29 protein-coding genes are annotated in these 26,396 nt (G+C 67.9%); 15 read left to right on the top strand and 14 right to left on the bottom strand.

Going from position 1 to position 26,396, the window contains the following annotated elements; genetic code table 11:
* Positions 1-12 precede the first annotated feature (12 nt).
* The 6 genes from N0B31_RS04260 to carB all read left to right on the top strand — a co-directional run bounded on the left by N0B31_RS04260 (position 13) and on the right by carB (position 8,255).
* Positions 13-1,005: an ABC transporter permease gene (locus N0B31_RS04260; RefSeq protein WP_260594601.1), complete on the top strand. Its 993-nt coding sequence runs from the start codon at positions 13-15 to the stop codon at positions 1,003-1,005.
* The gene (locus N0B31_RS04255) at positions 1,005-2,066 is read left to right on the top strand and encodes an ABC transporter permease (RefSeq protein ID WP_260594600.1); all 1,062 of its coding nucleotides are present in this window, start codon (positions 1,005-1,007) and stop codon (positions 2,064-2,066) included. The genes N0B31_RS04260 and N0B31_RS04255 overlap by 1 nt, the downstream gene beginning before the upstream one ends.
* Positions 2,063-3,280: an ABC transporter ATP-binding protein gene (locus N0B31_RS04250; RefSeq protein WP_260594599.1), complete on the top strand. Its 1,218-nt coding sequence runs from the start codon at positions 2,063-2,065 to the stop codon at positions 3,278-3,280. Before N0B31_RS04255 ends, N0B31_RS04250 begins: the two co-directional genes overlap by 4 nt.
* A gap of 74 nt (positions 3,281-3,354) precedes the next feature.
* Positions 3,355-4,386, top strand: coding sequence for an ABC transporter ATP-binding protein (locus tag N0B31_RS04245; RefSeq protein WP_260643955.1), 1,032 nt, complete (start codon positions 3,355-3,357; stop codon positions 4,384-4,386).
* Positions 4,387-4,432: 46 nt separating this feature from the next.
* A complete protein-coding gene (locus tag N0B31_RS04240; RefSeq protein ID WP_260594598.1) occupies positions 4,433-4,897 on the top strand; it encodes a DUF7529 family protein in 465 nt (154 codons plus the stop codon).
* Positions 4,898-5,006: 109 nt separating this feature from the next.
* Positions 5,007-8,255: a carbamoyl-phosphate synthase large subunit gene (carB, locus tag N0B31_RS04235; RefSeq protein ID WP_260594597.1), complete on the top strand. Its 3,249-nt coding sequence runs from the start codon at positions 5,007-5,009 to the stop codon at positions 8,253-8,255.
* A gap of 77 nt (positions 8,256-8,332) precedes the next feature.
* Here the strand turns inward: carB and N0B31_RS04230 are convergent, their stop codons facing one another.
* Positions 8,333-9,085, bottom strand: a complete 753-nt coding sequence (locus tag N0B31_RS04230; RefSeq protein ID WP_260594596.1) for a CPBP family intramembrane glutamic endopeptidase — start codon at positions 9,083-9,085, stop codon at positions 8,333-8,335.
* A 77-nt stretch (positions 9,086-9,162) separates the two neighbouring features.
* On the opposite strand from N0B31_RS04230, the gene N0B31_RS04225 reads away from it, so the two are divergent.
* The gene (locus N0B31_RS04225; protein WP_260594595.1) at positions 9,163-10,092 is read left to right on the top strand and encodes an ArsA family ATPase; all 930 of its coding nucleotides are present in this window, start codon (positions 9,163-9,165) and stop codon (positions 10,090-10,092) included.
* 22 nt (positions 10,093-10,114) lie between these two features.
* Here the strand turns inward: N0B31_RS04225 and N0B31_RS04220 are convergent, their stop codons facing one another.
* From N0B31_RS04220 to N0B31_RS04210, 3 genes are all read right to left on the bottom strand, one after another.
* On the bottom strand, positions 10,115-10,633 hold the full coding sequence (locus N0B31_RS04220; RefSeq protein ID WP_260594594.1) for a MarR family transcriptional regulator: 519 nt from the start codon (positions 10,631-10,633) through the stop codon (positions 10,115-10,117).
* A 62-nt stretch (positions 10,634-10,695) separates the two neighbouring features.
* Positions 10,696-11,553 carry an alpha/beta fold hydrolase gene (locus N0B31_RS04215; RefSeq protein ID WP_260594593.1) on the bottom strand — a complete coding sequence of 286 codons (858 nt, stop codon included), beginning with the start codon at positions 11,551-11,553 and terminating at the stop codon, positions 10,696-10,698.
* Positions 11,550-12,689: an acyl-CoA dehydrogenase family protein gene (locus N0B31_RS04210; protein ID WP_260594592.1), complete on the bottom strand. Its 1,140-nt coding sequence runs from the start codon at positions 12,687-12,689 to the stop codon at positions 11,550-11,552. The genes N0B31_RS04215 and N0B31_RS04210 overlap by 4 nt, the downstream gene beginning before the upstream one ends.
* Positions 12,690-12,837: 148 nt before the next feature.
* Between N0B31_RS04210 and N0B31_RS04205 the strand changes: the two genes are divergently transcribed.
* Both N0B31_RS04205 and N0B31_RS04200 read left to right on the top strand, forming a co-directional pair.
* Positions 12,838-13,626 carry an HpcH/HpaI aldolase family protein gene (locus N0B31_RS04205; RefSeq protein ID WP_260594591.1) on the top strand — a complete coding sequence of 263 codons (789 nt, stop codon included), beginning with the start codon at positions 12,838-12,840 and terminating at the stop codon, positions 13,624-13,626.
* 25 nt (positions 13,627-13,651) lie between these two features.
* Positions 13,652-13,984: a cupin domain-containing protein gene (locus tag N0B31_RS04200; RefSeq protein WP_260594590.1), complete on the top strand. Its 333-nt coding sequence runs from the start codon at positions 13,652-13,654 to the stop codon at positions 13,982-13,984.
* Between the two features lie 75 nt (positions 13,985-14,059).
* Here N0B31_RS04200 and N0B31_RS04195 read toward each other — a convergent pair whose 3' ends face one another.
* Complete coding sequence (locus tag N0B31_RS04195; protein WP_260594589.1) at positions 14,060-14,758, bottom strand: 5-formyltetrahydrofolate cyclo-ligase; 699 nt, start codon at positions 14,756-14,758, stop codon at positions 14,060-14,062.
* A 75-nt stretch (positions 14,759-14,833) separates the two neighbouring features.
* Here N0B31_RS04195 and rtcA point away from each other — a divergent pair, with 75 nt between their 5' ends.
* Positions 14,834-15,850: an RNA 3'-terminal phosphate cyclase gene (gene rtcA / locus N0B31_RS04190; protein WP_260594588.1), complete on the top strand. Its 1,017-nt coding sequence runs from the start codon at positions 14,834-14,836 to the stop codon at positions 15,848-15,850.
* A gap of 2 nt (positions 15,851-15,852) precedes the next feature.
* On the opposite strand, the gene N0B31_RS04185 is transcribed toward rtcA, so the two are convergent.
* Positions 15,853-16,449: a MogA/MoaB family molybdenum cofactor biosynthesis protein gene (locus tag N0B31_RS04185; RefSeq protein ID WP_260594587.1), complete on the bottom strand. Its 597-nt coding sequence runs from the start codon at positions 16,447-16,449 to the stop codon at positions 15,853-15,855.
* An 83-nt stretch (positions 16,450-16,532) separates the two neighbouring features.
* Between N0B31_RS04185 and N0B31_RS04180 the strand changes: the two genes are divergently transcribed.
* From N0B31_RS04180 to N0B31_RS04170, 3 genes are all read left to right on the top strand, one after another.
* A complete protein-coding gene (locus N0B31_RS04180) occupies positions 16,533-17,597 on the top strand; it encodes a zinc-binding dehydrogenase (RefSeq protein ID WP_260594586.1) in 1,065 nt (354 codons plus the stop codon).
* A gap of 18 nt (positions 17,598-17,615) precedes the next feature.
* Positions 17,616-17,936: a DUF7977 family protein gene (locus N0B31_RS04175; RefSeq protein ID WP_260594585.1), complete on the top strand. Its 321-nt coding sequence runs from the start codon at positions 17,616-17,618 to the stop codon at positions 17,934-17,936.
* Positions 17,937-18,040: 104 nt separating this feature from the next.
* On the top strand, positions 18,041-18,154 hold the full coding sequence (locus N0B31_RS04170; RefSeq protein WP_260594584.1) for a rubrerythrin-like domain-containing protein: 114 nt from the start codon (positions 18,041-18,043) through the stop codon (positions 18,152-18,154).
* Between the two features lie 39 nt (positions 18,155-18,193).
* Here the strand turns inward: N0B31_RS04170 and N0B31_RS04165 are convergent, their stop codons facing one another.
* Both N0B31_RS04165 and N0B31_RS04160 read right to left on the bottom strand, forming a co-directional pair.
* Positions 18,194-19,114: a hypothetical protein gene (locus N0B31_RS04165; protein ID WP_260594583.1), complete on the bottom strand. Its 921-nt coding sequence runs from the start codon at positions 19,112-19,114 to the stop codon at positions 18,194-18,196.
* Positions 19,115-19,293: 179 nt separating this feature from the next.
* Complete coding sequence (locus N0B31_RS04160; protein WP_260594582.1) at positions 19,294-19,470, bottom strand: DUF7317 family protein; 177 nt, start codon at positions 19,468-19,470, stop codon at positions 19,294-19,296.
* Positions 19,471-19,747: 277 nt separating this feature from the next.
* Between N0B31_RS04160 and N0B31_RS04155 the strand changes: the two genes are divergently transcribed.
* A complete protein-coding gene (locus tag N0B31_RS04155) occupies positions 19,748-19,960 on the top strand; it encodes a hypothetical protein (protein WP_260594581.1) in 213 nt (70 codons plus the stop codon).
* 9 nt (positions 19,961-19,969) lie between these two features.
* Here the strand turns inward: N0B31_RS04155 and N0B31_RS04150 are convergent, their stop codons facing one another.
* The 6 genes from N0B31_RS04150 to N0B31_RS04125 all read right to left on the bottom strand — a co-directional run bounded on the left by N0B31_RS04150 (position 19,970) and on the right by N0B31_RS04125 (position 25,856).
* Entirely contained in the window at positions 19,970-20,683 is a 714-nt protein-coding gene (locus tag N0B31_RS04150; RefSeq protein ID WP_260594580.1) for an SDR family NAD(P)-dependent oxidoreductase, read from the bottom strand.
* A 124-nt stretch (positions 20,684-20,807) separates the two neighbouring features.
* Complete coding sequence (locus N0B31_RS04145; RefSeq protein ID WP_260594579.1) at positions 20,808-21,407, bottom strand: NUDIX hydrolase; 600 nt, start codon at positions 21,405-21,407, stop codon at positions 20,808-20,810.
* A gap of 140 nt (positions 21,408-21,547) precedes the next feature.
* Positions 21,548-22,885 (bottom strand): hydroxymethylglutaryl-CoA synthase, encoded by a 1,338-nt coding sequence (gene hmgB, locus N0B31_RS04140; protein ID WP_260594578.1) that lies wholly within the window; start codon positions 22,883-22,885, stop codon positions 21,548-21,550.
* Between the two features lie 81 nt (positions 22,886-22,966).
* Entirely contained in the window at positions 22,967-23,908 is a 942-nt protein-coding gene (locus N0B31_RS04135; protein WP_260594577.1) for a hypothetical protein, read from the bottom strand.
* 14 nt (positions 23,909-23,922) lie between these two features.
* The gene (locus tag N0B31_RS04130) at positions 23,923-25,203 is read right to left on the bottom strand and encodes a hypothetical protein (RefSeq protein ID WP_260594576.1); all 1,281 of its coding nucleotides are present in this window, start codon (positions 25,201-25,203) and stop codon (positions 23,923-23,925) included.
* 77 nt (positions 25,204-25,280) lie between these two features.
* Positions 25,281-25,856: a DUF2150 family protein gene (locus N0B31_RS04125; protein ID WP_260594575.1), complete on the bottom strand. Its 576-nt coding sequence runs from the start codon at positions 25,854-25,856 to the stop codon at positions 25,281-25,283.
* A 140-nt stretch (positions 25,857-25,996) separates the two neighbouring features.
* Here N0B31_RS04125 and N0B31_RS04120 point away from each other — a divergent pair, with 140 nt between their 5' ends.
* Entirely contained in the window at positions 25,997-26,386 is a 390-nt protein-coding gene (locus tag N0B31_RS04120) for a DUF7975 family protein (RefSeq protein ID WP_260594574.1), read from the top strand.
* The last annotated feature ends 10 nt before the right edge of the window (positions 26,387-26,396 follow it).

The following is a 26,396-nucleotide window of genomic DNA, read 5'->3' as shown; positions in this document are numbered from 1 at the left end:
TCGGAGGTGAGGATGGCACTCGGTAGGTTCCTGCTCAAGCGGGTCCTACAGGGTGTGCTGGTCGTGTGGGGAGTAATCACTGTGGTGTTCGGACTCCGGTTCGTCACTCCCGGGAGCCCCATCAACGCCATCGCGCCGCTGGACGCCTCGCAGGAGACCCGGCGAGCCATCGCTCGGGAGCTCGGTCTCGACCAACCACTGTACGTCCAGTACGTCCAGTACGTCGGCGACCTGCTCCGCGGGGATATGGGGTTCTCGTACATCAAGGGGCAGGAGGCCGCCACGCTGGTGTTCTCGAAGCTCCCCGCCACGCTCGAACTGGCGGTGGCCGCCACGGTGGTCGCCATCGTCATCTCCATCCCGCTAGGGGTCCTCAGTGCGACCCGGCGGAACGAGCCGGTCGACTACGGCGCGACGCTCTTCTCGCTGGGGGGCATCTCGACGCCGAACTTCTGGCTCGGTATCATGCTCGTGCTCGTGTTCTCGGTGGAACTCGACATCTTCCGGACGAGCGGTCGCGGCGTGAACGTCGGCGACGTGGTCACGGCCATCTGGACGGGAGATCCGTTCCTCGACACGCTCGTCGCGTGGCTGACGTTCATCACACTCCCGGCCATAACACTGGGGACGTACTTCACGGCGCTCATCACCCGGCTCACCCGGTCGGGCATGCTGGACCAGCTCGGCCAGTCCTACGTGCGTGCGGCTCGTGCGAAGGGGCTCCCCGAGACGCTGGTCCGGTACAAGCACGCGCTCCGGAACACGCTCATCCCCGTCGTCACCGTCCTCGGGCTCCAGCTGGGGACCCTCATCGGCGGGGCGGTCATCACGGAAGCCGTGTTCGCGTGGCCGGGTCTTGGGACCCTCGTCATCGACAGTATCAACCTCCGTGACTGGCCGGCGTTGCAGGGCAGTCTGATCGTCATCGGGGCCGGGTTCGTCGTCGTGAACATCCTCGTCGACGCCGTCTACGCCTACGTCAACCCGCAGGTGGTGTACGACTGATGGTGCTCGACAGGTTACTCGGCGCACTCCGGTCCGCACTCTCCATCTCTCCGCGCGTCAAGCGGAACCTCAAACGCGAGTTCCGCCGGAGCGGGCTGGCCAAGCTGGGGCTGGTGCTGGTCGTCGGCATCATCCTCGTCGCGGTGTTCGCGCCGTTCGTGGCGCCACACAACCCGACCACCCAGCGGCTCAACCAGTCCGAACTCCCGCCGATGGGATTCTCGAAGACCACGAACACGACGACGTCGGAGTTCGTGGACGGTGAGATACGATTGGTCAACGAGACGCGGACCATCTCGGCGAACGCCAGCTACCCACTCGGAACGGACGCGCTCGGTCGTGACATGCTCTCGCGGGTCATCTACGGGGCGCGAACCTCGTTGCTGGTCGGCGTCCTCGGGACGTTGTTGGCGGCGTTCGTCGGCGTCCCCGTCGGGCTGCTCGCCGGGTACCACCGCGGCAAGACCGACGACGCACTGATGCGAGTCGCCGACATCAGTCTCGCGTTCCCGTCCCTCGTCCTCGCCATCGCCCTCATCGGGCTCTGGGGCCGTGCGGCCGTCCCGATACCGGATCCGTTCGTCGCAGTCGGGTTCGCGAGTGAGATGCCGGAGACGTTCACCCTGCCGGGGACCGTGATCATCGTCGTGGGGCTGGTGAACTGGGTCTGGTTCGCCCGCGTCGCGCGCGGCGAGGCGCTCTCGTTGCGTGAACAAGAGTACGTCAAGGCCGCCCGCGCGCTCGGGGCCAAGAACGGGCGCATCATCCGCTCACACGTGCTTCCGAACGCCATCACTCCGATACTCGTCCTCGGCACGATACAGATAGCCGCCATCATCCTGTTGGAGAGTGCGCTCTCCTTCCTGGGGTTCTCCGGGACCACCCTCTCGTGGGGGTTCGACATCTCGCAGGGGCGTGACTACATCACCTCCGGCCAGTGGTGGATCGCCACGATGCCCGGTCTCGCCATCGTGCTCTCGGTCGTCGGCATCAATCTGCTCGGTGACTGGCTGCGCGACGCCCTCGACCCCGGTATCGAGGGCGAGGGAGGTGGCGCGTGAGCCGCGAGACCACTGTTCAGCGGACCGTGGGCGACACCGATCTGCTCAGGGTACGTAATCTGAAGACCCGGTTCTTCACTGAAGAGGGGCAGGTGAACGCGGTCGAGGGGGTCTCCTTCGACGTCCGCGACAACGAGATACTCGGCATCGTGGGCGAGTCAGGCTCCGGCAAGTCCGTGACCGCGCTCTCGGTCATCGACCTAATCGAGAGTCCCGGTCGGGTCACCGACGGCGAGGTGTGGTACCGTAATCCGGACCTCGCAGCGGAGTTCGGCGACGACCCGGACGTGGGCATCGACGGCGACCACGTCGACCTCCGGACCGTCCCGAAGGGGGTCCGGCGCGCGCTCCGTGGGCCGGCGTTCAGCACCATCTTCCAGGACCCGATGAGCAGTTTCAACCCCTCTATCACCGTCGGCGAACAGATCGCCGAAGCGGTGGAGGTCCAGCGTCGGGCGCGGTCGAACCCGCGATCGACGCGGTCGCGGACACAGGGGTACGGCCTGGTGAACTACATCGTCGACGGACTGGTCCCGGGGCGGAGTTACGTCGACGAGGAGAGCATGGATCGTGCGATAGACCTCCTCTCGCAGGTCGGTATCCCGGACCCCGCGGAGCGGGCCGAAGAGTACCCACACCAGTTCTCCGGTGGGATGCTCCAGCGCGCGATGATAGCGCAGGCGCTCGCGGGTGAACCGGACCTGCTCATCGCCGACGAGCCGACGACAGCGCTAGACGTGACCATCCAAGCACAGATTCTCGAACTGCTGCGTGAAATCCAGGACGACCGCGGGATGAGCATCGTGCTCATCACCCACGACCTCGGCGTCGTCGCCCGGATGTGCGATCGGGTCTGCGTGATGTACGCTGGCGAGGTGGTCGAGCGGGGGAGCCTCGCCGACGTGTTCGACAACCCTACCCACCCCTACACGCAGGGGCTACTGGGCTCCATCCCGGACCTACAGGACCCGCGCCCGCGGCTCCAGCCCATCGAGGGGAACGTGCCGGGGCTGCTGGACTCGGAGATGGGTGACCGCTGTTACTTCGCCGACCGGTGTCCGAAGGCGATGGTCGACTGTCTGGAGAAACCCCCCGAGTTCGACGTGGGTGACGGCCCGGAACACCGCACCCGTTGCGTGCTCGCCGAGCGTAACTACGACCCGGCAGACGCACTCTCCTCGGACCGTTTCGGGGACGGAGGTGAGTCGGAGTGAGCGAGGAGGATGGGTTCGAGTTCGGCACCGACGAGGCGGGCAACGGGAGCGGCGGACCAGAGGACCGAGCGCTACTGGAGGTCGAGAACCTCCGGAAGTACTACTTCGAGCGGGACACGCTCATCGACCGGGCCCTCGGCCGCGACCCGGTTAGCGTAAAGGCCGTCGACGGCGTCTCGTTCCACGTCGAGGAGGGAGAGACCCTCGGCCTGGTCGGCGAGTCGGGCTGTGGGAAGTCCACAACCGGCGAGACGGTACTTCGACTCCGCGATGCCACTGACGGCACCGTCACGTTCGACGGTGAGGACCTGCTGGCGATGAGCGACGCCGAACTCCGACAGTTCCGGCGGCGGGCACAGGTCGTCTTCCAGGACCCGTTCTCCAGCCTCGACCCCCGAATGACCGTCGGCGACATCATCACCGAACCGCTGGACATCCACGGAATCGCCGGTCGCGCCGAGCGACGCCAGCGTGCGAAGGACCTCCTCGAGCGGGTGGGACTGTCGGCAGCACAGGTCGACCGCTACCCACACGAGTTCAGCGGCGGCCAGCGACAGCGTGTCGGTATCGCGCGGGCGCTTGCGCTCGAGCCGGAGTTCGTCGTCCTCGACGAACCGGTCTCGGCGCTGGACGTCAGCGTCCAAGCACAGGTCCTGAACCTGCTGGAGGACCTCCAGACGGAGTTCGGGCTGACCTACCTGTTCATCGCGCACGACCTCTCGGTCGTCCGGCACATCTCCGACCGCGTGGCGGTGATGTACCTCGGGCGCATCGTCGAGACGGGGCCTGTCGACGACATCTTCGAGGACCCACAGCACCCCTACACACAGGCGTTGCTGGAGAGCGTCCCGCGGGCCTCGACCGAGGAGTACGGCCGCCGGGTCGACGCGCTCGAAGGGGACGTCCCCTCGCCGCGCGACCCACCCGCAGGCTGTCGGTTCCACACGCGGTGTCCCTACGCCCGGGAGGCCTGCCGGCAGGAGGACCCAGGCGACTACGACGTGGGAGGCGGGCAGCGCGCGGCGTGCTTCAGGGTGGACGAGGACCACCCCTACTGGGAGAGCGAGCCACTGGAAGGGGTGGCGCCCACCGGGCAGGACGACTGACCGGAACGGACAACGCTTTTGCGTGTGCGTCGCTCCCACTCACGAGATGGACGTCTCTGGCGGCCACCCTCTCAGCGGTGCGGTCGAGCACTGGGACGCACTGGTGGCAGACGTGGGTGCAACGGCCGACGAGTACCGCGAACGAGGCTGGACAGCCCTCGAACTCGATACGGGAGGTGTCACTGTCGACCGGGACCTCCCGGGCTTCGACGTACTGGTCCCCGACGACCAGTTCCGTGAACTGACCGACCTGCTTGAGGACGGCGTCGACAGCTACCAAGTGTTCGTCGGCTCGGCGGCTGGCGTGGTGTTCACGGCCGTCGCACTGGAGGACACCTCGCGCGAGCGGGTTGCGGTCGTCCCGCTGTACTACCGCCACGCTGCGCTTCCGGACCTGCAGGCGGCGGCTGAGTCGGTAGGCCATCTCGCGACGCGGTTGCGGACCCTCGACCAGACCTCGTTCGTCGTGGAACACGAGGAGGCGACGCTCTTCTTCCCCGACGGAGGGTGACGGGACGGTCTGCAGCGGTAACGATTGCTCGATTCGATATTCGAAATTCGCTTACGAATCTCGTAGCGTTTCGTCGGGCTTATTACGATGTGCTGACTCGGCCCGAGTAATGACCGACGAGGACCTCTCGACCGAGGACCGTACCATCCTCCTGATCGGGAGCGGCCCGATTCAGATCGGACAGGCAGCGGAGTTCGACTACTCCGGCGCACAGGCGTGCCGGGCGCTGCAAGAGGAGGGCGCCCGAGTCGTCCTCGTCAACTCGAACCCCGCGACCATAATGACGGACCCGGAGATGGCCGACAAGGTGTACGTCGAGCCAATCACCGTCGAGGCCATCGCGGAGATCATCGAGAAGGAGCGCCCGGACGGCGTCATCGCCGGTCTGGGCGGCCAGACCGGCCTCAACGTCACCGCCGAGCTCGCCGAGGAGGGCGTCCTCGACGAGTTCGACGTGGACATCATGGGGACGCCGCTGGACACCATCTACGCGACGGAGGACCGCGACCTGTTCCGCCAGCGGATGGAGAAGATCGGCGAACCCGTCCCGGCCTCGACCACCATCTCGCTCGACGAGGGTGAGTCCGTGACGGACTTCGACGAGGAGAGCTTCCGGCAGAAGGTCGAGGACGCCGTCGAGGAGGTCGGTGGCCTCCCCGTCATCTCCCGGACGACCTACACGCTCGGCGGGAGCGGGTCGGGCGTCGTGGAGGAGATGGAGGAACTCGTCGAGCGCGTCCGGAAGGGCCTGCGCCTCTCGCGCAACTCCGAGGTGCTCATCACCGAGTCCATCTCCGGGTGGGTCGAACTGGAGTACGAGGTGATGCGCGACGCGGACGACTCCTGCATCATCATCTGCAACATGGAGAACATCGACCCGATGGGCATCCACACGGGGGAGTCCACGGTCGTCACGCCCTCGCAGGTCATCCCGGACGAGGGCCACCAGGAGATGCGGGACTCGGCGCTGAAGGTCATCCGCGAACTCGGCATCCAGGGCGGCTGTAACATCCAGCACGCGTGGCGGGACGACGGCACGCCCGGTGGGGAGTACCGCGTCGTCGAGGTGAACCCGCGCGTCTCCCGTTCCTCGGCGCTCGCCTCGAAGGCGACCGGCTACCCCATCGCCCGCGTGACGGCGAAGGTCGCACTCGGCAAGCGCCTCCACGAGATCCAGAACGAGATCACCGGCGAGACCACGGCGGCGTTCGAGCCGGCAATCGACTACGTCGTGACGAAGGTCCCGCGCTGGCCGAAGGACAAGTTCACCGACGTGGACTTCACCCTCGGGACGGCCATGAAGTCCACGGGCGAGGCGATGGCCATCGGTCGGACGTTCGAGGAGTCGCTGCTGAAGGCCCTCCGGTCGAGCGAGTACGACCCGGCCGTCGACTGGGGCGAGCTGTCGAACTCGGGGCTGGACGACCTGCTCGTCAACCCCTCGCCCGACCGGCCGTACGCGATGTTCGAGGCGTTCGACCGGGGCTACACGGTCGACCGCGTGGTCGAACTCACCGACATCCACGAGTGGTACGTCGAGCGGTTCGCCAACGTCGCCGAGGGCGCCGCCGCGGCACAGGAGGGCAACTTCGCGCAGGCGACCGACCTCGGCTACACGGACCACCAAGTCGCCGCGCTCGCCGCGGGCGACGCGACCGTCGCGCAGGTGGCGAGCATCGGTGACCCGGCGGGCGGCCCCGTCACCGACGTCGAGGAGCAGTCGACCGCCCGTCGGTTCAAGCAGGTCGACACCTGCGCCGGCGAGTTCGAGGCCACGACGCCGTACTACTACTCAGCCCGCGACCCCCTCTCGGATATCGCTCGCAACGAGGTGCGCGTCGACGAGGACGTCGACAGCGTCGTCGTGGTCGGCGGCGGTCCCATCCGCATCGGGCAGGGCGTCGAGTTCGACTACTGCGCGGTCCACGCCGTGCGCGCCCTGCGCGAGCAGGGTATCGACGCCCACGTCGTCAACAACAACCCCGAGACCGTCTCGACGGACTACGACACCTCCGACGGCCTGTTCTTCGAACCCATCACGGCCGAGGAGGTGGCCGACGTCATCGAGACGACGAACGCAGACGGCGTGATGGTCCAGTTCGGCGGCCAGACCTCCGTCAACATCGGCGAACCGCTCGAACGGGAACTGGAGCGCCGTGACCTCGACTGCTCGGTGCTCGGTACCTCGGTCGACGCGATGGACCTCGCAGAGGACCGCGACCGGTTCAACCGCCTGATGGACGACCTCGGCATCGCGCAGCCCGAGGGTGGCACCGCGACCAGCGAGGCCGAGGCGCTCGACCTCGCCAACGACATCGGCTACCCCGTCCTCGTCCGCCCCTCGTACGTCCTCGGCGGGCGCGCGATGGACGTGGTGTTCTCCGACGAGGAGCTGAAGGAGTACATCGAGGAGGCGGTGCGCGTCTCGCCGGACAAACCCATCCTCGTCGACGACTTCCTCGCCGACGCCGTGGAGCTGGACGTTGACGCGGTCGCCGACGGCGAGGACGTCCTCATCGGCGGCGTCATGGAGCACGTCGAGACGGCCGGGGTCCACTCCGGCGACTCGGCCTGCATGATCCCCCCGCGGTCGCTCTCGCAGGAGACGCTCGAGCGCGTCCGCGAGGTCACACTGGACATCGCCCGCGCACTGGACACCGTCGGCCTGCTGAACGTCCAGCTCGCCGTCCGCGAGGGAGAGGTGTACGTCCTGGAGGCGAACCCGCGCTCCTCGCGCACGGTGCCGTTCGTCTCGAAGGCGACGGGTGTCCCAATCGCCAAGCTCGCGGCGAAGGTGATGGCCGGCGCCTCGCTCTCGGAGCTCAAGGCCCACGAGCAGATTCCCGAGCACGTCTCGGTGAAGGAGGTCGTCCTCCCGTTCGACCGCCTGCCGGGCTCGGACCCGCGTCTCGGCCCGGAGATGAAGTCCACCGGCGAGGTGATGGGGACGGCCCGCTCGTTCGGCAAGGCCTACCTCAAGTCGCAGGACTCCGTCGGCAAACCCATCCCCACGGAGGGCACCGCGCTCGTGGACCTCGAGAGCCTGCGCGGCCTCTCGCAGTCCGACGAGAACCTCGACAGCATCCTCGAGGTCGCCGAGCGCCACTTCGACGTGACGACCCCCGAGGACTGGGACGACCCGGCCGACGCCGTCCAGCGTGGCGAGATCGACTTCATCCTCTCGCGTGACCGCGACGTGCTGGAGGTCGCCGTCGAGGAGGTCGTCACCTACTTCTCGACCGTCCCGTCGGCCCGCGCGGCACTGGAGGCCATCGAGACGGAGGACGAGCCGCTCGACGTGATGGCGCTGGGCGAGCGCCCCACCGAGCGCCGGAACTGGGGCGTCCCCGAGGAGTAGTCCCTGAGCGCGCGCGACCCGCCGTCGACCGACGTTCCGGCTTGCCTCTGCCTCACCCGGCAGCGTCGCTGCCGGAGTCAGCCCCCGAATACGGTCCCGAAGAACGCCAGCGCGAACAGCGTGGCGTTGTAGGCCCCGTGGACCAGCGAGGGGACGACGATGTTCTTCGTGTAGTCGTAGGTGACCGCGAGCACCAGCCCCGGCACCATCAGCAGGAACACGGTCGTCGCTCGGCCGGTCAGCGGCCCGGTGAGCGAGAAGACGTGCGCGGCGGCGAACAGGAGCGTGGCCAGCAGGATGCCGGGCACCCGGCCGAGGTTCTCGACCATCGCGTTCTGGATGACGCCTCGAAACAGCAGTTCCTCGCCGGGGCCGATGAGGAGGAAGGAGATTGGGACGAGTAGCGCGAACACGAGCGGGTCGGCCGTCCCGAGTTGGCTCGTCTGGTTGGCCGCCGGGTCCAGTCCCGTGAGGACGACGACGAACACCATCGTCATCGCGCCGAGGAACGCGAGTATCCACCCGGAGACGACCGTGAGCCACCCGCGGAGGTCCGGGATGGAGACGCCGACCCACTCGCGGACCGAGAGGTTCCGGACACGGAGGTAGACGAGCGAGACACCACCGAACGCCACCCCCTGGAGGAGGACGGTCGAGAGCAGGATGGCACGGGCAGGGGTGATGGCGACGCCGGCCTCGCGGAGACCGAACGCGGCGGCGCGGACGAGTCCGGAGCCGATACCGAGACCGAGGCCGGCGAGCACCACCGCGAGGACGAGCGTGAACGCGACCTTGCCGGGGCCCTCCCAGAGGGCGGCGGGGAGTTCCATACACCGTGTAGTGGCGGCGATGGCAAATACCTACCTCGGCAGGTGGATTCATGCGGGACGCGCCCCCACGGGGAGTCGTGTCCGAGTACACGATGTTCGGCGGCAAGGGCGGGGTCGGCAAGACCACCTGTGCCGCCGGGTACGCCGCCGCGCGGGCCGCCCACGGCGAGGAGACGCTGGTGCTCTCGACGGACCCGGCCCACTCGCTCGGTGACGCTCTGGAGACGGACCTGACGAGCGAGCCCGTGGAGGTGGCCCCGGACCTCCACGCCGTCGAGATCGACCCCTCGGTACGGGCCGACACGTACCGGATGATGGGCGAGGCGCTGGCCTCGGACATGCGGGCGCTCGGGATGCGCGTGGGCGACGACAGCCTCGACAACCTCTTCGGCTCGAAGATGCCGGGCGCCGACGAGGTGGCGGCGCTCGACCTGTTCGGCCTCTACATGGACGACTGGGAGCGCATCGTCTTCGACACGGCCCCGACCGGCCACACCCTCCGCCTGCTCGACCTGCCGGAGACGGTCGGCTCCGCCGTCGAGACGGCCGCTGGCATCCGGTCGAAGGCCAAGAAGACCGCCGACCGCGTCAAGACGGTGGTGCTCGGCCCGTTCGCGTTCCGCGGCGAGGACGAGGCCGACGAGGCGTTCGCCGACCTGCAGGCGCGGATGGAGCGGGTGACCGAGGTGTTACGCGACCCCGACCTGACGACCTTCCGTGTCGTGTTCCGGCCCGAGGCGCTGGTGCTCTCCGAGACCGAGCGGCTGGTCTCGCGGCTGGGCGAGGCGCAGGTGGAGGTGTCGGACCTCGTCGCCAACGGCGTCCTCGTCGACGTGAACGAGGACTGCGACCGGTGTGTCCGCCAGCGTGACCGCCACCGCGAGCGACTGACGACGGTCCGCGAGACGTTCGACCTGCCCGTGACGGAGGTGCCGGAGATGGACGAGCCGTCGGGTGTCGAGGCGCTGGAGGCGGTGGGGGAGTCGCTGCTCCGCGAGTGGGACTGACGGTCGAGGGGCCGACGCGTGGCTACTCGTCTCGCTCGGCGAGGCTGTCGAGGAGCCGCGGGTCGGTCCGGAACTTCAGCACGTTGTGGACCACGCTGTTGCGGATGTTCGCGATGACGTGGCCTTGTTCCTTGTAGCAGTCGTGGATCCACTGTGACTCCCGGGTCCGGTCCGGGAACATCATCACCGACTTCCACTGGTACTCGCCGTCCGAGAGGAAGTAGAACAGCGTGTTCGGCGAGTCGCGGATGTACTCCATCGCCGGGCGCCACCCCTCGGCGAAGTTGCTCGTGTCGAACTTGAACTCGAACAGGGCGAACAGGAAGTACTCCTCGTTGGGGATGACGGCCTCGCGGAAGACGCCCTGCTGGCGCATCCCGCGGATGGACTCGCTGACCGTGACGTGCGAGACCTGGATGTCGTACTTCTCGTCGAGGATGCGCGCGAGGTCTCGTGAGGACAGCTGAGGGTCACGAGAGAGCTCCCGTAGCACCAGCACGTCCCGCTCCTTGAACTTCCAGTCGGGCGCCTCGTCGGTCATGCGCGGCACCTCACGGGGACCGGTCTAGTCGCTTTCGGTCGAATCGTGGGGGTCGGCATGGGCTACACCAGGAACGACGCGAGCGCGTCGACGTAGGCGTCGGGCTGGTCCTCGACGACCCAGTGGTACGCCGGGGACACCGTCTCGACCGTCCCGTCGAGGTCGTCGGCCAGCCGTTCGCCCCACGCGAGCGGCTGCATCACGTCGTCCTCACCCCAGAGACAGAGTACGCGAGAGTCGATGTGCTCGTACGGGATCTCCGTCGTGTGGTTGGTGTTGGTCGCCACGGCTGCACGCGAGAGGTTCAGCGGGCCGTCCTCGCGCATCCACGGAGCCTTCATCCCCGCGACGAACGCGGGGTCGGGGTCGTCCGTGACCAGCCCGTCGCCGAAGGCGAAGTCGAGTTTGGGCTCCAGTTCGTCGGGTTCCATCGCGGCCGTCTCCGGCAGGCCAAGGCCGTTGACGAACTCGACCGGCCACGAGTCGTAGCAGACCGCGTTCGAGCAGACGAGGTCCTCGACGCGGTCCGGGTGGTGAGCGGTGTAGCGGAGCGCGACACCGCCGCCGATGTCGTGGGCCACGAGGTCCACGACGCCGAGTTCGAGGTCCTCCACGAGCGCCTGCAGCATGTGCTCCTGTGCGCGGATGGAGCGGTCGAAGCCGTCGCCACCCTGCGAGTTGCCGTAGCCGAGCATGTCGGGGACGACGACCCGGCGTTCGTCCTCGAAGGCGGGCGCGACGCGACGCCAGAGGTACGACCACGTCGGGATGCCGTGGAGGAAGACGAGCGGCTTGCCGTCCTCGGGCCCCGCGTCGCGGTAGGCGACGGTCAGGTCGTGGCCGTCGACGCGGACCTCCGTCTCCTCCTGTGCGGCCGACCACGTCTCGTGGTCCACGGGGTCGACTGCCGAACGGCTCATAACAGCCGGTCGGCGATGATGTTCTTCTGGATCTCCGAGGTCCCCTCGTAGATCTTCGTGATGCGGGCGTCGCGGTAGAACCGCTCGGCCGGGTAGTCGGAGACGTACCCCGAGCCACCGTGGACCTGGATGGACTCGTCGGCCACGTCGACGCTCGTCTCGCTGGCGAAGTACTTCGCCATGGACGCGAGCTTGACGGCCTTGTCGTCCTTGCCAGCCTCGACGGCGCCCGCGGCACGGTAGGTCAGCGAGCGGGCAGCCTCGGTGTCGGTCGCCATGTCGGCGAGCTTGTGGCGGATGGCCTGGAACTCGCCGATCTTCTGGTCGAACTGCTCGCGCTCGTCGGCGTAGTCGAGCGCCACGTCGAGCGCCCCCTGCGCGGCCCCGACGGCCTGTGCGGCGACACCGGTCCGGCCGGAGGCGAAGAAGTCCATCAGCTGGTAGAACCCCTTGTTCTCCGTGCCGATGACGTTCTCCTCGGGCACGCGCACCCCGTTGAGTTGTATCTCGGCGAGGTCGCTCGCGCGGATGCCGAGCTTGTTGTCGATCTTCGTCGCCTCCCAGCCGTCGAGTTCCGTGGGGACGAGGAACGCGCTGATGCCGCGGTGGCCGGCGCCGGGGTCGGTCTTGGCCATCACGACGGCCACGTCGGCGACGGTGCCGTTCGTGATCCACATCTTGTTGCCGTCGATGACGTACTCGTCACCGTCCTTCTCGGCGGTCGTCTCCATCCCGGCCACGTTCGAGCCGTGGGCCGGCTCGGAGATGCAGGTCGAGGAGGCCGACTCGCCGGCGGCGATGCGGGTCAGCCACTCCTCTTTCATCCACTCGTCGCCGTACTCCGCGATCATCGAGGAGCCGAAGCCGGCACTGCCGATGGCGCTCCCGAGACCGGGGTCCGCGCGCCAGAGTTCCTCCGTCACGATGACCCGCCCCAGCATGTTCATCCCCGCGCCGCCGTACTCCGCGGGGATGTGGGGGGCGACGAAGTCGAGCTCCGCGGCCTGCCGGCGCAGGTCCTCGGGGTACTTCCCCTTCTCGTCGTGTTCGCGCGCGACCGGACGCAGTTCCTCCTCGCCGAACTCGCGGACGGCCTTGCGAATCGCCTCGTGCTCCGCACCAGTCTGGAACGACATACCCCCGCTTGGGTTTCCACGACAAGAACATTTGGGGGATAGACCGAACGTTGTTAACCGAACGACCGGTCCCTGCCGGTTCCCGTATATTACCACGCTGGCGTCGGGCGACAGAACCGCCAAGTCTCCACGGGCCGACACGCCACCCATGTCAGACACGCTGCGCGCTCGTCTGGAGGCCGGCGACGTCGCACTCGGCGTCCTCGACAACACGTACAGCCCCGCCGTGGTCGAACTCTGCGGCGAACTCGGAGTGGACTTCGTCTGGCTGGACCTCGAGCACGGCGGGCCGAGTCCGTGGGACGCGCAGGCGGTCGAGGGGTTCGCCCGTGCCGCCGAGCGCTCGGGGACGGAACTGCTCGTTCGCGTCCCCACGGCCGACCCCGCGCTCGTCCGCAAGGTGCTCGACACCGGCGTCCGGAACGTGTTCCTCTCGCGCGTCGAGAGTGCCACGGAGGTCCAGCGTGCGGTCCGTGCGAGCCGGTTCACCATCGAGGGAGACCCCGGCGAGCGTGGGTTGGCGTCGCCACGAGCGCGTCGCTGGGGGCAGCGCGAGGGCTACGTCGACCGCGAGGATCGCGAGGCCATGGTCGGCGTGACCATCGAGAACCGCGCGGCCGTCGCGGACCTCGAGGCCATCCTCGACGTGCCGGAACTCGGGTTCGTCTTCGTCGGTCCGCTCGACCTCTCGGTCTCGGTGGGCCACCCCGGCGAACTGACGCACCCGGACGTGGCAGCGGCCGAGGACCGGGTGCTGGAGGCCGCGCTCGACGCGAACGTCCCCGTCGGCGGGCTCGGCTTCGGCATGGACGACGTGAACTCGAAGGCCGACGCCGGCTACCAGTTGCTGAACCTCGGTTCCACGACCGGCGCCCTGACCGCGGCCGTCGAGGGGTGGGTCTCGGCGTACGACGGCCCCGGCCGGGGCGGGAACTAAGCCCCGGCGCGTCCTCGGGTCGGGTATGTCACTCGACCGTTACGGTGACGCGGCCGCGCTGACCCCCGAGGAGGGGGAGGTACAGACCGCCGAACTCGTCGTGAACGACGACGTCCTCGTCAAGGCGTTCGCACTCGGCCCCGGGGCGCTGCTGGACGCCCACGAACACGGCGACTCCTCGAACGTGTTCCACGTCCTCGAGGGGACCGTGACGGTGCTGCAGGGCGAGGAGGAAGAGCGCGTGCAGGCGCCGGGCGTGGTGTTCCACGAACGCGGCGTCCCGCACGGCGCGCGCAACGACACCGAGGACGTGGTGGTGTTCACGGCGTCGCTGGCACCGATGCCCGGGAGCGGGTGACGCGAGCGTAGCGAGCGTCACCTGATTGCGAGCGGTGGAACCGCGAGCCAGCCCACGGCCGGCACCGGAGACCGACTACTCCGGCGCCAACTCGCGTAACACCGGCATCGCTTCGAGCCGCTCGGCCGGCAACGCCACCCAGTCCACGCCCTCGGGCTTCCCCTCGGCTCCCGTCCGAACCGTCCGCTCCGGCGTCACCACGAGGTCCATCGGCACGTCGTGGGCGTCCGGCGCCCACTCGTCGTCGACGACCTGCAGCTCGTGGACAGTCGTCGCCACCGGCGTCTCCGCGTCGACGAGACCGAGGTCCCAAAGGATACCCCACTCGAGGTCGGAGAAGCCCTCGCCCTTCCCGATGCGGGCGCCGTCCTCGCGGACCGCCACGCTGCCGGAGACGACGAGGTCGACCGTGACGGCGTCCGGGCCGACCTGCACGCCGTACTCCTCTGACCCGGAGAGCGTGACGGCGGCGCTCGGGTCGTCGATGCGGGCCGGGTCGAGTTCGAGGAACGGCCGCTCGTCGGCGAGCCGTGGGACCGCCATGTAGACGGTCTTCCCGTCCTCGAGCGCCCGCTGGCGGAGGGGGCGTTGCGGGGAGTCGGGGTTCGTCTTCAGCGCGTCGGCTGCCTCCCACTCGGGGGTCTCGGTGAGTCGCTCCGTCGCCGCCCGCGCCCCCGCGAAGTTCGGGATGCGGCCGTGAGGTGGGAAGGGGAAGCGAGCCTCACCGGACGCCTCGAGGGCGTCCCACACCCGCTGTCGGATGGTCTCTTTCACACCTCGGGGTCGGCGCGGCGGTACAAGAATCGGCCGCACCGCAGGGTTCTCGTCCGACCGGCCTCACGTTCGGCCGTGCTCGAACTGGACGGGAGCGAGGGTGGCGGCCAACTCCTGCGGACGGCCCTCGCCCTCTCGGCGCTCACGGGCGAGGCGTTCCGGATGCGGAACGTCAGGGGGTCACGGCCGGAGCCGGGGCTGAAGTCACAGCACGCGGCAGCGCTCTGGGCCGTCGCGCGGGTCTGCGACGCCGAGGTGGAGGGTGGCGCACGCGGGAGCGAGACAGTCACCTTCGAACCGGGGGCCGTGGGCGGGGAGGACGTGCGCGTCGAAGTGGGTACCGCCGGCAGTGTCCCGCTCGTGTTCGACGCCCTCCTGCCCGTCGCCTACGCCCTCTCCGAGCCGCTCTCGGTCACCGTCGTCGGCGGGACGGACGTGCGGTGGGCGCCGACGATGGCGCACCACGCCGAGGTGAAACGCCGAGTCGTCTCTCGGTTCGGCGTGCGCTACCGCGACGAGGTGGCTCGCCTCGGCTTCTACCCGGTGGGTGGCGGCGAGGCGACACTCCACCTCTCGCCGTCGTCGCCCGCCGACGCCACGCTCACCGACCGCGGGGCGTTCGAGGGCGGGACCGTCTACGCCTACGCGAGCGACGACCTGGAGCAGGCCGCCGTCGCCGACCGGATGGCCGACCGAGTTCTAGAGTCCCACCCCGGCCTCGACCGGCGTGCCGTCTACCGGCCGGCGGACTCGACGGGGGCGGCCTGTTGTCTGCGCGCCACCTTCACGGACGCCGTCGCCGGCTTCGACGCGCTCGGCGAGCCAGGGAGGTCCTCCGAAGCCGTCGCCGAAGCGGTACTCGAGGCGTTCGAGTCCTTCCGCGACGGCACCGCGGCCGTCGACGCCCACACCGCCGACCAGGTGATGGTCCCGCTCGCCGTCTGCGGTGGGGCCGTCGCGGTGCCGCGGGTGACCGACCACGTCGCCTCGAACGCCGAGGTGGTCCGGGCGTTCGGCGGTGACCTCCACGTCGAGCGACGCGAGGACGGGACGGCAGTCCTGCGCTCTGCCGGCGGCCTCGGGTCGGCGTAGGGTCAGTCGTGAGAGTGGTCGTGCCCGTCGTCCTCGTCGTCCTCGTCGCGGGTGGCGAGGCCGGCGAGGTGCGGTGCCTCGTGGACGACGATCTCCTCGGCGCCGAGGCGGGCCGCGTTCTCGCTCCCCGGCAGGCAGAAGACGGGCGTCCCCTCGACGAGGCCGGCGGTGGCGCGTGTCCCGACCACGCGGGTACCCACCTCGTCGTAGGAGAGCCGACGGAACAGTTCGCCGAACCCCGGCAGGCGTTTCCCGAAGATGTCGCGCGCGGCCTCGACGGTGACGTCGTCCGGCGTCACGCCCGTCCCTCCCGTGGTGACCACGCAGTCCACGTCCTCACGTCGGGAGAGCGCCTCCACGGACTCCTGGATGCCGTCGTAGGAGTCACGGAGCATCTCGCGGGTGACCGCCTCGTGGCCCTCGGCCTCGAAGGCGGCGACGATGGCGTCGCCGGCCGGGTCGTCGTCCAGCGACCGGGTGGAGGAGACGGTGACGACAGCCACCCCCAGCGTCGAGACGTCGTGGTGGTGGTGGTTGTGCTCGTGGCCGTCGTGGTCGTGCTCGTGGCCGTCGTCACTGCCGTGGGAGTGCTCGGTCATACCTCGCGTTCGACCGGCAGCGGGAAAAATCACACTCGCCGGCACCGGCAAACCTTTGGGGTGCCCAATCAACGACCCGGCATATGAAGGCCGTCTACTACGAGGAGCACGGCGACACAGACGTACTGGAGTACGGAGACCTGCCGGACCCGGAGTTCGGTCGCGACGAGGTCCTCGTCGAGGTGAAGGCGGGCGGCCTGAACCACCTCGACGTCTGGACGCGCAAGGGGATGCCCTCGCCGGGTGAGTTCCCCCACATCCCGGGGAGCGACGCGGCGGGCGTCGTCAGCGAGGTGGGCGAGGACGTGACCCGGTTCGAACCCGGCGACCACGTCGCCGTCTCGCCGGCCACGTTCTGCGGGGAGTGTGAGTTCTGCCGCGACGGCGATACCTCGCTCTGCGAGTCTTTCGCCCTCATCGGCGAGCACATGGGCGGCGTGCACTCGGAGTTCGCGGCCGTCCCGGAGGAGAACCTCGTCCCCGTCCCGGAACACGTGGACTTCGTGACGGCCGCGAGCGCACCGCTCGTGTTCCAGACGGCGTGGCGGATGCTCGTCACGCGCGCGGAGGTGGACCAGTCCGACTCCGTCCTCGTCCTCGGGGCGTCGGGCGGGGTCGGCCACGCGGCGCTCCAGATCGCTGTCAACAGTGGTGCCGAGGTGTACGCCACCGGCTCCAGCGAGGAGAAACTGGAGTACGCGGAGGAACTCGGCGCGGACCACGTCCTCGACTACGAGCAGGAGGACTTCGCGGACTGGATCCTGAGCGAGACTGACGGGCGTGGCGTGGACGTCGTCGTCGACCACGTCGGGCAGGCGACGTGGGGCGACTCCATCAAGACGGCCGCGAAGGGCGGGCGCATCGTCACCTGCGGTGCCACCTCCGGCCCGATGGCCGAGACGAACCTCACGCGCGTCTTCTGGAAGCAGCTCGAGATCTACGGCTCCACGATGGGCACCGAGGGCGAGATGGACGACGTCCTCGCGAAGGTGTGGGACGGCACGTTCGAGTCGCGCATCCGTGCGGTGCTCCCGATGTCCGAGACGGCTCGCGCCCACGAGATGCTCGAGGACCGCGAGGGCTTCGGGACCGTGGTCGTCGTCCCGGACGACGAGTACGGCGAGGAACACGAAGCGTACAACAACTGAGCGGACGTAGGGCCGCCAATGGCCGAGGAGAGCGACGACACGTTCCGGTCCGAACCGGGGGCACTCGACGAGGAGGAGACCGCCGACCCGGACGACCGGCACGGCGAACGACCGAAGCCCCGCGGTGAGGACCGCGAGTTCGGCGCTCGTGGGTGGGTGCTCGTCGGGATGCTGTTCCTCGCGTTCGGCGTCATCCCGATGACCATCTTCTTCCTCCCGCGAGCGCAGGGACTGCTGACGACAATCGGACTGGGCTACCGGGACGCCTTCCTCGTCCTGCCGCTGCTCCCGGCGCTGTTGCTGGGGGCGCTGGCGGTGTGGGCGACGACCCGGCCCTGAGTCCGGCCGCTGAACTGTCGTTCACGACGGTCTGAGGCGCGTGAACGTCGTTCTCGCCCACACGATTCGACACGCTCATCTCGGTCCGTGTCGTCTGGTAGCACATGTACTACTACGAGTGCACCGAGTGTGGCACCCGCTACCTGTCGACCGTCGCGCAGGGGGTCTGCTCCAAGTGTGACGGAGTCGTCCTCAACATCGCCGTCCGTCGCGAGTGACCAGCGGGCCGGGTGGGCCCGAGCCGATCTCTCGTTCGTTCAGACCGTGTTCGAGCAGCCGTCGGTGACGTACAGGTACAGGTCGTTCGAGGAGTCCCCGTCGCCGATGCTGACGCTGCTGGTCGACGCGTCCACGCCGATGGACGCGCAGGCCACGAGCGTCTGGTCGTCGAGCGGGTAGATCTCGCCCGACGCGGGCAGTCGGTAGACGGCCAGCGTCAGCGGCAGCGTCTCGTCACAGTCGACGGTCCCCTGCCACCGGACCGACACCTTCCCGTCGGATTCGGCGTCGAAGAACGCCCAGTCGGGGCTGAAGCACTGGTCCTTGTCCTCGAACTCCGACACGGAGGTTCCGCTCCCGCCGGCGCAGGAGACGCCGACGGTCTCGCTGGCGACGGCCGCCGGCAACGCGAACGTCGTCGAGTTGAGGATGCGGTTCTGAGCGTTGTAGGTCACGCCCTCGGACTCGTCGAACTGGCAGATGGCCGGTCCGACCACGAGGTCGGCCTGGAACATCACGGCGGGCGAGTTGCAGTAGGCGACGTTGCTAATCTCGTACTTCTTCCCCGAGTTCGGGTTGTCCGGCGCACAGAACCACCTCTCGTCGTAGTCAGCGAGCGTGACGTCGTCGTACACCTTCGTCTCCGGGCCACCCTTGATGCAGAGCTTCTCGACGATGCCGTCGGAGTCGAACTTGATACAGACGACCTCACCGTCGTCGTTCTTCTCGACGTCGGTGATGATGATGGTGGCGCCGGATTCCAGCGTGTACTCGTCGCCCTTCTCCGGCGCGCCGTCTATCTTCTCGTAGTAGTAGCCCTCGGAGCACTCCCCACAGGCCGCCTTCGGGTCGGCGCCGTTCGACCCGCCGGGGCCGTCCTCGGACTGACGCTCGTCCGGGCGGCCACGACCCCGACCACGGCCTTCGCCGGGCCTGGCCGAGGCCACACCGCCGAGCATGGCGACACCACCGCCGACACCGATGGCCCGGAGGACGGACCGTCGGGATGGCGCCGTAGACCGACCGTCGACAGGAGTTTCCGACTCTCGTGTCATAGCCGGAGGACTGTCGTATACGTCGATAACTACCCACGCATTAACTGTCTCCTGAACTGTGCAGAACAGTTCGTGGACGGTTCTCAGACGGCCATCGGGTCTTCGCGGGTCGTGTCACGACCGGGAGCCGTGAGCCCGTGCGTCCGGCGATAGGTCGCCCACCGCTCCGGGGAGAGACCGAGGTACCGCGCCGCCGCCGCGTCGTCGATGGTCCCGCTGGTGTACAGCACGATAGCCGTCCGCAGTGCGTCGGTGGTCATCTGGTAACGTCTACGGCGTTGTGTTGCCGTAGTTTAAACCTTGCGAGAATAATAGACCACTAACGCAAGGTTTTGTGTGGAAACGCGTGAGTTATAATACGTATAACCGCTCTAGACCCGCCATCCGTCCACAAGTGGCCGAGAGGTTCGGCCTGCCGGGAGCCGAGACGGCGTGACTGGCAGCGCATCGACCCTCGCGCGCAGTGTGATGGTTGTCAACACGCCTGTGGCGGCGCGATAGCGTGGCGTTCATATCCCGTCGGGCGAAGCGACTAGTATGTCACAGGCGGTCGCCGCGGCCAAGGAACTCGACCCGACACAGAAGACCCGACTCGGCACGGGGGGGATGCTCATCGGCATGGCGCTCATCGGCGCGATGGCGTTCGCTCCCATCGAGTCGATGGCACTCGAGATCATCCTCGGGGCCATCGGTGTCACCATCCTCGTCGTCGGCGTCCTCCTCGTCGGCACGTCGCGCGGGAGCGTCTGATTCGGGCGCCTACCAGTCGAGCGCCTGCTTGTCCCGCCAGAACCTCCCGCTCGGAGCGCCGGGGGCGAACCGGGCCAGCCACACCGGTGTCTCGGCGCCAGCCTCAACGCTCCGACTCGCGTTCTCCCCGCCCATGTCGGTCCGGACCCACCCCGGACAGACGCTGTTGGCGATTAGCCCCTCGCCGCCGTACTCGCCGTCGAGGTACGCCGTGAGGCCGTTCAGGCCGGTCTTCGAGACGCGGTAGCTCGGCGTCCCGCCGCTCTGGGCCTCGCCCAGCGCCCCCATCCCGGAGGAGACGTTCACGACCCTGCCGCCCTCGTGCTGGAGGAGCAACGGGACCGCGTGCTTGCAGGTCAGCATCGGGCCGCGAAGGTTCGTCGCGAGTGTCCGGTCTATCTCGCGGGTCGGCTCCGCCACGAGGTCGTTACCCGAGTGTAACACACCGGCGTTGTTGACGAGGACGTCGAGCCGGCCGACCTCGGAGAAGATGCCGTCGACCACGTCCTCGATCTCACCCTCCTGTGTCACGTCGAGGAGGACCCGTTCGGTCCCCTCGGGTGTCTCGTTCGACCCTGAGCGCGTGCCGGCGTACACCGTCGCGCCGTGGTCGACCAGTCGTCGGGCGATCTCGGCGCCGATACCGCGGTTGGCACCGGTGACGAGGGCCACCTGTCCGTCGAGTGTCTCGTGGAGCTCCGGGTCGAGGTCCGTGTCTGTCACGGTCGGCAGGAGGTGCCGGTGACGCAAAAGCCGTACTCACTCGGCCGGCCGCGAGACGGCCACCGCCGCCGCGGCCGGCGCTGACCCGACAGGCCCCGTGAGCGTGTCCACGGGTCGGGCGTGGTTACTCGGTCAGGTCGCGCCGCATCGCCATCTCGAACCACGGACAGAGTCTGAGTTGCCGGTAGAGCCGCTGGTTGTTCCAGAGGTGCTCGTAGGGAACCCACATCCAGCCGCCGACCTCGGCCGGGTCGGGGTCGAGCGTCCGGTCCGAGAGCGTACACTTCAGCACCGCACAGACCTCCCACTCGAGCCCCTCGTCGAGGTAGTAGCGCTTGTACTCGAACTTGTCCGTGATACGCAGGTCGTCGTACTGGTCGGGCGTGACACCGAGTTCCTCCTCGAGTCGCTCTCGGGTCGCCTCCTCCTGGCTCTGTCCGGGGTCGGGGTGGGAGGCGACGGTGCCGTCCCAGTGGGTGTCCCAGAGCCGCTTGTCAGGCGAGCGCTGAGCCAGGAGGACGTTGTCGTCACGGTCGAAGACGAGGACCGTGAAGGCGCGGTGGCGGATGCCGTCACCGGTGTGCGCCTTGAGGCGGTTCACGACCTCCTGCTCGTTGTCCTCGGAGTCGACGGCGACCACCTGCTGCGCCGCGTTCTCGTGCTCCGTCGTCTCCGCCGACGCCTCGCTACCCGTCGCCGGGTCGAGGTCCGTGTCCGTGCTCATACCATCGGAGACACCCACGGTCGTTAAGGTAGCTTCGACTCTGCGGGACGGTCGAGTTCGGCAGAACGTGGGCGGCTCACCAGCCACGGTCGGGGCCACCGGGACGGTCGTCGACGTGGCGCGCACCGCGTCGAGCCCGATTACTCCACGTAGCGGTACTGGCGCTCGCCCATGCGGCCCCAGCCGTCGAAGACGAACTCCGCCTCGGGCGAGGTGAACGGGTCGACGTCCGTCTCCTCGTCGTGGTTGTGCACGTCGTGGACCGTCTCGTACTCCTCGAACGTGATGTCGCGGCGTGCCGCGAGCTGGTCGTCGATGTCGAGACCGGCGATCTCCTCCTCCCAGTCGGGCTGGACCGTCTCGGAGTGGACCTCCGCCTGCGCACCCGAGCCGTAGGAGGCGACGAGGAGCTGCTTCCCGGTGATGTCGAGGTCGTTCTCCAGCGCGTGTTTCAGGCCGGAGGCGCGGGCGACGTGGACCGACCCGGTGTACCAGTTCCCGACGTGCCGGGCGAGTTCGAGCGTCGGGTCGATGGACCGGGCGTACCACTCACGGTACCGGTCGGTCCCCTTCAGTTTGTCCGTGTACTCGGCGATGGCGTCGAGGTACGACTCGTCGTCCTCGAACGCCTCGGGGCGGGGTTGACGCCCGATCTCGTCCGCGAGCGCCTCCTCGATCTCCGTGTCACGGATCATGTGTCGGTACCCGAGCAACGCGGCCTTCCGGACCATACCGGGGAACGGGGTGTGGAACGGCACCATCACGAAGTCGTCCGGGTGGGTGTCCGTCGCCACGCTCTCGTAGTCGGTCAGCGCCTCGCGCATGCGGGCGAGGTACACCTGCACCGAGCGCTTGCCGTCGACGCTCGGGAACTGCTGGTTCGGCTTGAGGAAGTCCGTCTCGTCCATACTCCCGTAGCCCTGCTCGGTCGAGAGCGAGACCAGACTCGGGTCCTCGTCGATGAGCATCGCCACCGCACCGGCACCCTGCGTGGCCTCGCCGGCGTCGCCGCGGGCGTACAGGGCGGTGTCGGTGGCGACGACGAGCGCCGCGCGGCCACGGTTGCGCCCCGCGCGAATCCAGTTGTACGCGTCGTCGATGGCCTGCGTCCCCGCGACGCAGGCGAACTTCCGCTCGCCCTTGTTCGCGTGCCGGAAGTCACCCTCGTACACCTGTTCCAGACAGCCCGCGATGTACGTCGAGACGGGTTTGGAGTTGTCGAACGCACTCTCGGTCGCCACGTCGATGCGGCCGATGTCCGCCGGCTCCAGGCCCTTGCGGTCCATCAGTTTCCTCGCCGCGTTGGCACCCATCGTCACGATGTCCTCGTAGACGTCCGGGAGCGACGAGGCGTGGAGCCCCAGCCCCTTCGTGTACTTCTCCGGGTCCTCGCCCTTCGCCGGCGCGAACGTCCCCGGCAGGTCGAGTTTGAGTTTCCCCGCGTGTATCTCGATGGCGTCGATTCCGACGTCTGTCATGCAAGCAGATATCGCGTCCCGGTACAAGTGGTTGTCGACGCTCGTATCGACAGTCGTCGAAATCATGCGTGTGGAGGACGCTCACGGGGCGTCGAGCGCGACGGTCACGGAGTCGACCACCCGTTCCCCCTCGTACACCGTCACCACGAGGCTGTAGCGCTTGTCCCTGTCCCCACGCGAGGCGCCGAGGAGCGCAGCGACACGTCCGTCGCCCGACCCTTCGTCGGTGGCCCCGTCGAGCAGCGTCCCCTCGCTATCTCGCAGTTCGAAGACGACCCGCTCGTCGCCATCGACGCCCGAGAGGCTCGCCGTCGCGGAGACGAGGTCCGTGTTCTTGCTCTTGTAGGCGTCCGTCGACACCGACTCGATGGTGGGCACCTGGGGCGTCGGCGTCTCGGTCGGTGTCGGTGTCGCCGTCGGCGTGGGTGTCGGGATGGGGGTCGTGGTGACGGTCGCTGTCAGGGTCGCGGTGGCCGTCGGGGTCGCCGTGGGAGTCGAGGTCGCTGCTGGCGAGTCCGTCCCCACTGGTGTCCGTGTGCTCGTCGGTGTGACCGAGGCTGCCCCGACCGGCCGCCCCGCCCCGACCGGCACCGGGGTCGCCCGCCGGACCACCAGCCGGTCGGTGAACAGTGACCGCTGGCTCGGCTCGTGGACGACACGGACCCCGAGGAGGTCGCCGAACGACTCGAGCGGTGAGAGCTCCAGTCGCACCCTGTCCCCGGGGCCGAACCGTTCGTTGGCCGTCAGCGTCTCGAAGCCGTACCGCTGGGTCGTGTCGCGGTCCACGATCAACGTGAGGTCGCTCGTGGGCACCGACTCTCCTCCCTCCCCGGAGACGACGACGGCGTCGGTCGTCACCTCGACGCTCACGCCGACGAACGTCGAGTCCTCGGTGTCGAGCGTACCGAGCGCCGCGACGGAGACGGCCGTGACCGAGACGAGGACGAGGAGGACGGCGAAGAGGACGCCGAGGGTGGAGGTCTGGGCGCGGGAGTTTGTGCCGCTTTGTGAGCCGACACTCATAGATTGTTGTGGTCTCAGTTCTGTGGTATATCGACGAAGTAGAGAGATTCTTGACCGTCCGAGAAGCGAAGTAGGACGACGAAATAGTCTTTCTTTTGCACTTTGGCATTTCCGGAAGTATCGAAACTGATTGTCAACTTAGTGTTGCTTCCTCCGCCGGAGAAAATCTGCTCCGGAGACGAATCTTTTGTTTCACCCCTGATTTGAAGCTCTGCCATCAACACTTCTGGAGCTGTCGTGTTGAGTACATCTAGCTGTTCCGGACCATTCTGGTTGCTAGAGAAGTAGAAATTGAAACGTCCCTCGGTCAATCTCACGTCATCCCCCGTATTTTCGAACGTAAGTACAATATTGTCCTTGTCATCATCACTACGTTCGATACTATCCAGACGAACATCACCCGCATCACCAGGGTTCAAACTGGAGCCCCCATCTCCCCCTCTGTTCAGTTCTTGCGAAGGTTCGTTTGCTGGGGTTTTACCAAGCCCATTCACGGGGCATAGTACGGTATACTCGCCCCCACTCAGCGTGACGACTACGTCCCCTCCTGACGAGGTAACGCTCTGGACGTTTCCATCAGGAGTGAACTCGTCTGACAGTAGTGTCCGCCAATCATCCGCGGTTAGAGCCGTCGGAATACGAAGTTGGAATGAACTGGTAGGAGATATGTTCTCGACTCCAGCGGGACCCGGGAAGATGTCCACTGTTCGAGTCGCGCTCGCCGACTCACTCACATCCCCAGTCAGAGGCACGAACGTCAGGGTGCTTCCGTCGATAATCGTCTGCCCTGAGTCCAGTCGTACCTTGCCCGGGAACTCTCGATAGGTGACCGTGTTCTCGTAGACCACGTTCGGTGCCTGCGTGTACTCGTTGTAGTCCGGTTCGTACACAAGCGCCTGCGAACCCACGCTGTTCCCGGAGCCCGTACTCAACCCACAAATGTCCTCCAGGCTCGCCCCCGGCGCGTCGAGGACGTACTCCCCGCCACCGAACGTCGTCGTCGCGAGCCGACCACTCGCTGGCGGGGGGTTCACGGCGAACAGTCGTGCCGGATACGAGGTGCCGAGTTTGAACGCCTGTGACCGGGTCGCTCCCGTACTCGCCGCTTCGATGGTGTCCGCACGGAACTCCTGCATCTGGTCCGTGACCGCCATCGAGTGCTGGAACTCCACGTTCTGGTTCTGACTCGGCACCGAGACTGCCTGGTAACCCGCGAACGCGACGACGAGGAACCCGAACAGGATGATCGCTCCCACCTGGATCGCTTGCCCGCGCTCGTCGCTCCAGCCCCTCATTCACTCAACCTACAGGGCAGGCCGGTAAAAACAGTACGGACGTGTCGGACGTGAAATCGGTCGGGACGCTGGCGACGTCAGTCCTCCTCTTCGACGAGTTCGGGGTCGGCGAGCGCCTCCTGCAGGGAGGTCAGCCCGTCGACGAAGTTCGCGACGTACCCGTACTCTATCTCCTCGGCCAGCCGGGTGTCGAACTCCTCGCCGTCGATGATGAGGGTACCGGCCTGTACGCAGTACATCAGCGCGGCGTCGACGTCCTCCTCGGCCTCGGCGTCGGCGGCGGCTTCGACGTACTCCTCCGGTGTCCCCTCCTCGGCGGGGCCGGCGGCGACGTACTCCTCGGCGGCGTAGAACACGGAGAGGAGCGACGTCTGGATCGTGTCGACGAAGACGAGTTTCTCCTCGTCGTCGAACTCGACCTCGGTCATCACGATCTCGCGGATACGCTCGAGTTCCGACTGGGCGGCCTCGGCGTCGAGTTCACCCTCCTCGAGCTCGGTCAGCACCTTCGCTACCGCGATGGCCGCGTCGTCCATCAGGTTGAAGAACAGTCGCGCGGCGTCCTCGTCCTCCGGGTCGACGTCCTCCTCGCGGAGCCTGTCGAGCCAGTTGTTCCAGCGTTCCTCGGTGTAGTACGCCCCGGATTCGCTCATGCTCGGCAGGTACCGTGGCACGGGGATATGCCTTTTCCCTCGGCCCGAGCGCGTGTCTCGGTGGCAGGCCAAGGACTCGCATCCCGCCGCTCGCCCCCACTTCGCGAGGGTTTTTGAGGACCGGCCACCTCTCGGACGCCGTGACCCGGTTCGAAGCGACCGACCCGGCCGACCGGCTGGGACTGGCCGTCGACGCCGTGACCGCCCACCGCGCGCGCAGCAGCGACGGCGTCAGGTTCGAGGGCCACCCTGTCGCCGCCGACGGGGACTCGGCCGCTCCCGTCGTCGAGTACACCGACCGGGTGCTCCGTCTCGAGCTCGACGACGCGGCCCGCGAGCGCCTCGACGAGCTCCTCGGGTCGTTCCCCGTCTTCAAACTCAAGCAGCCGGAGACGCGCAAGGCCGACGCCGGCGTCGTGTACGTCTCGGTCATCGCCGACGCGAAACACGCCGCGGAGTTCGTCGACGCCACCTTCCGCGAGGTCCACGGCCTCGGTGACGGCTACGAACTCCGCGTGGTCCGCGTCTGAGACGCCGGTT

The organism is Salinirubellus salinus (assembly GCF_025231485.1).
Lineage (GTDB): Archaea > Halobacteriota > Halobacteria > Halobacteriales > Haloarculaceae > Salinirubellus > Salinirubellus salinus.
This window is presented reverse-complemented; position numbering and strand designations above follow the sequence as displayed.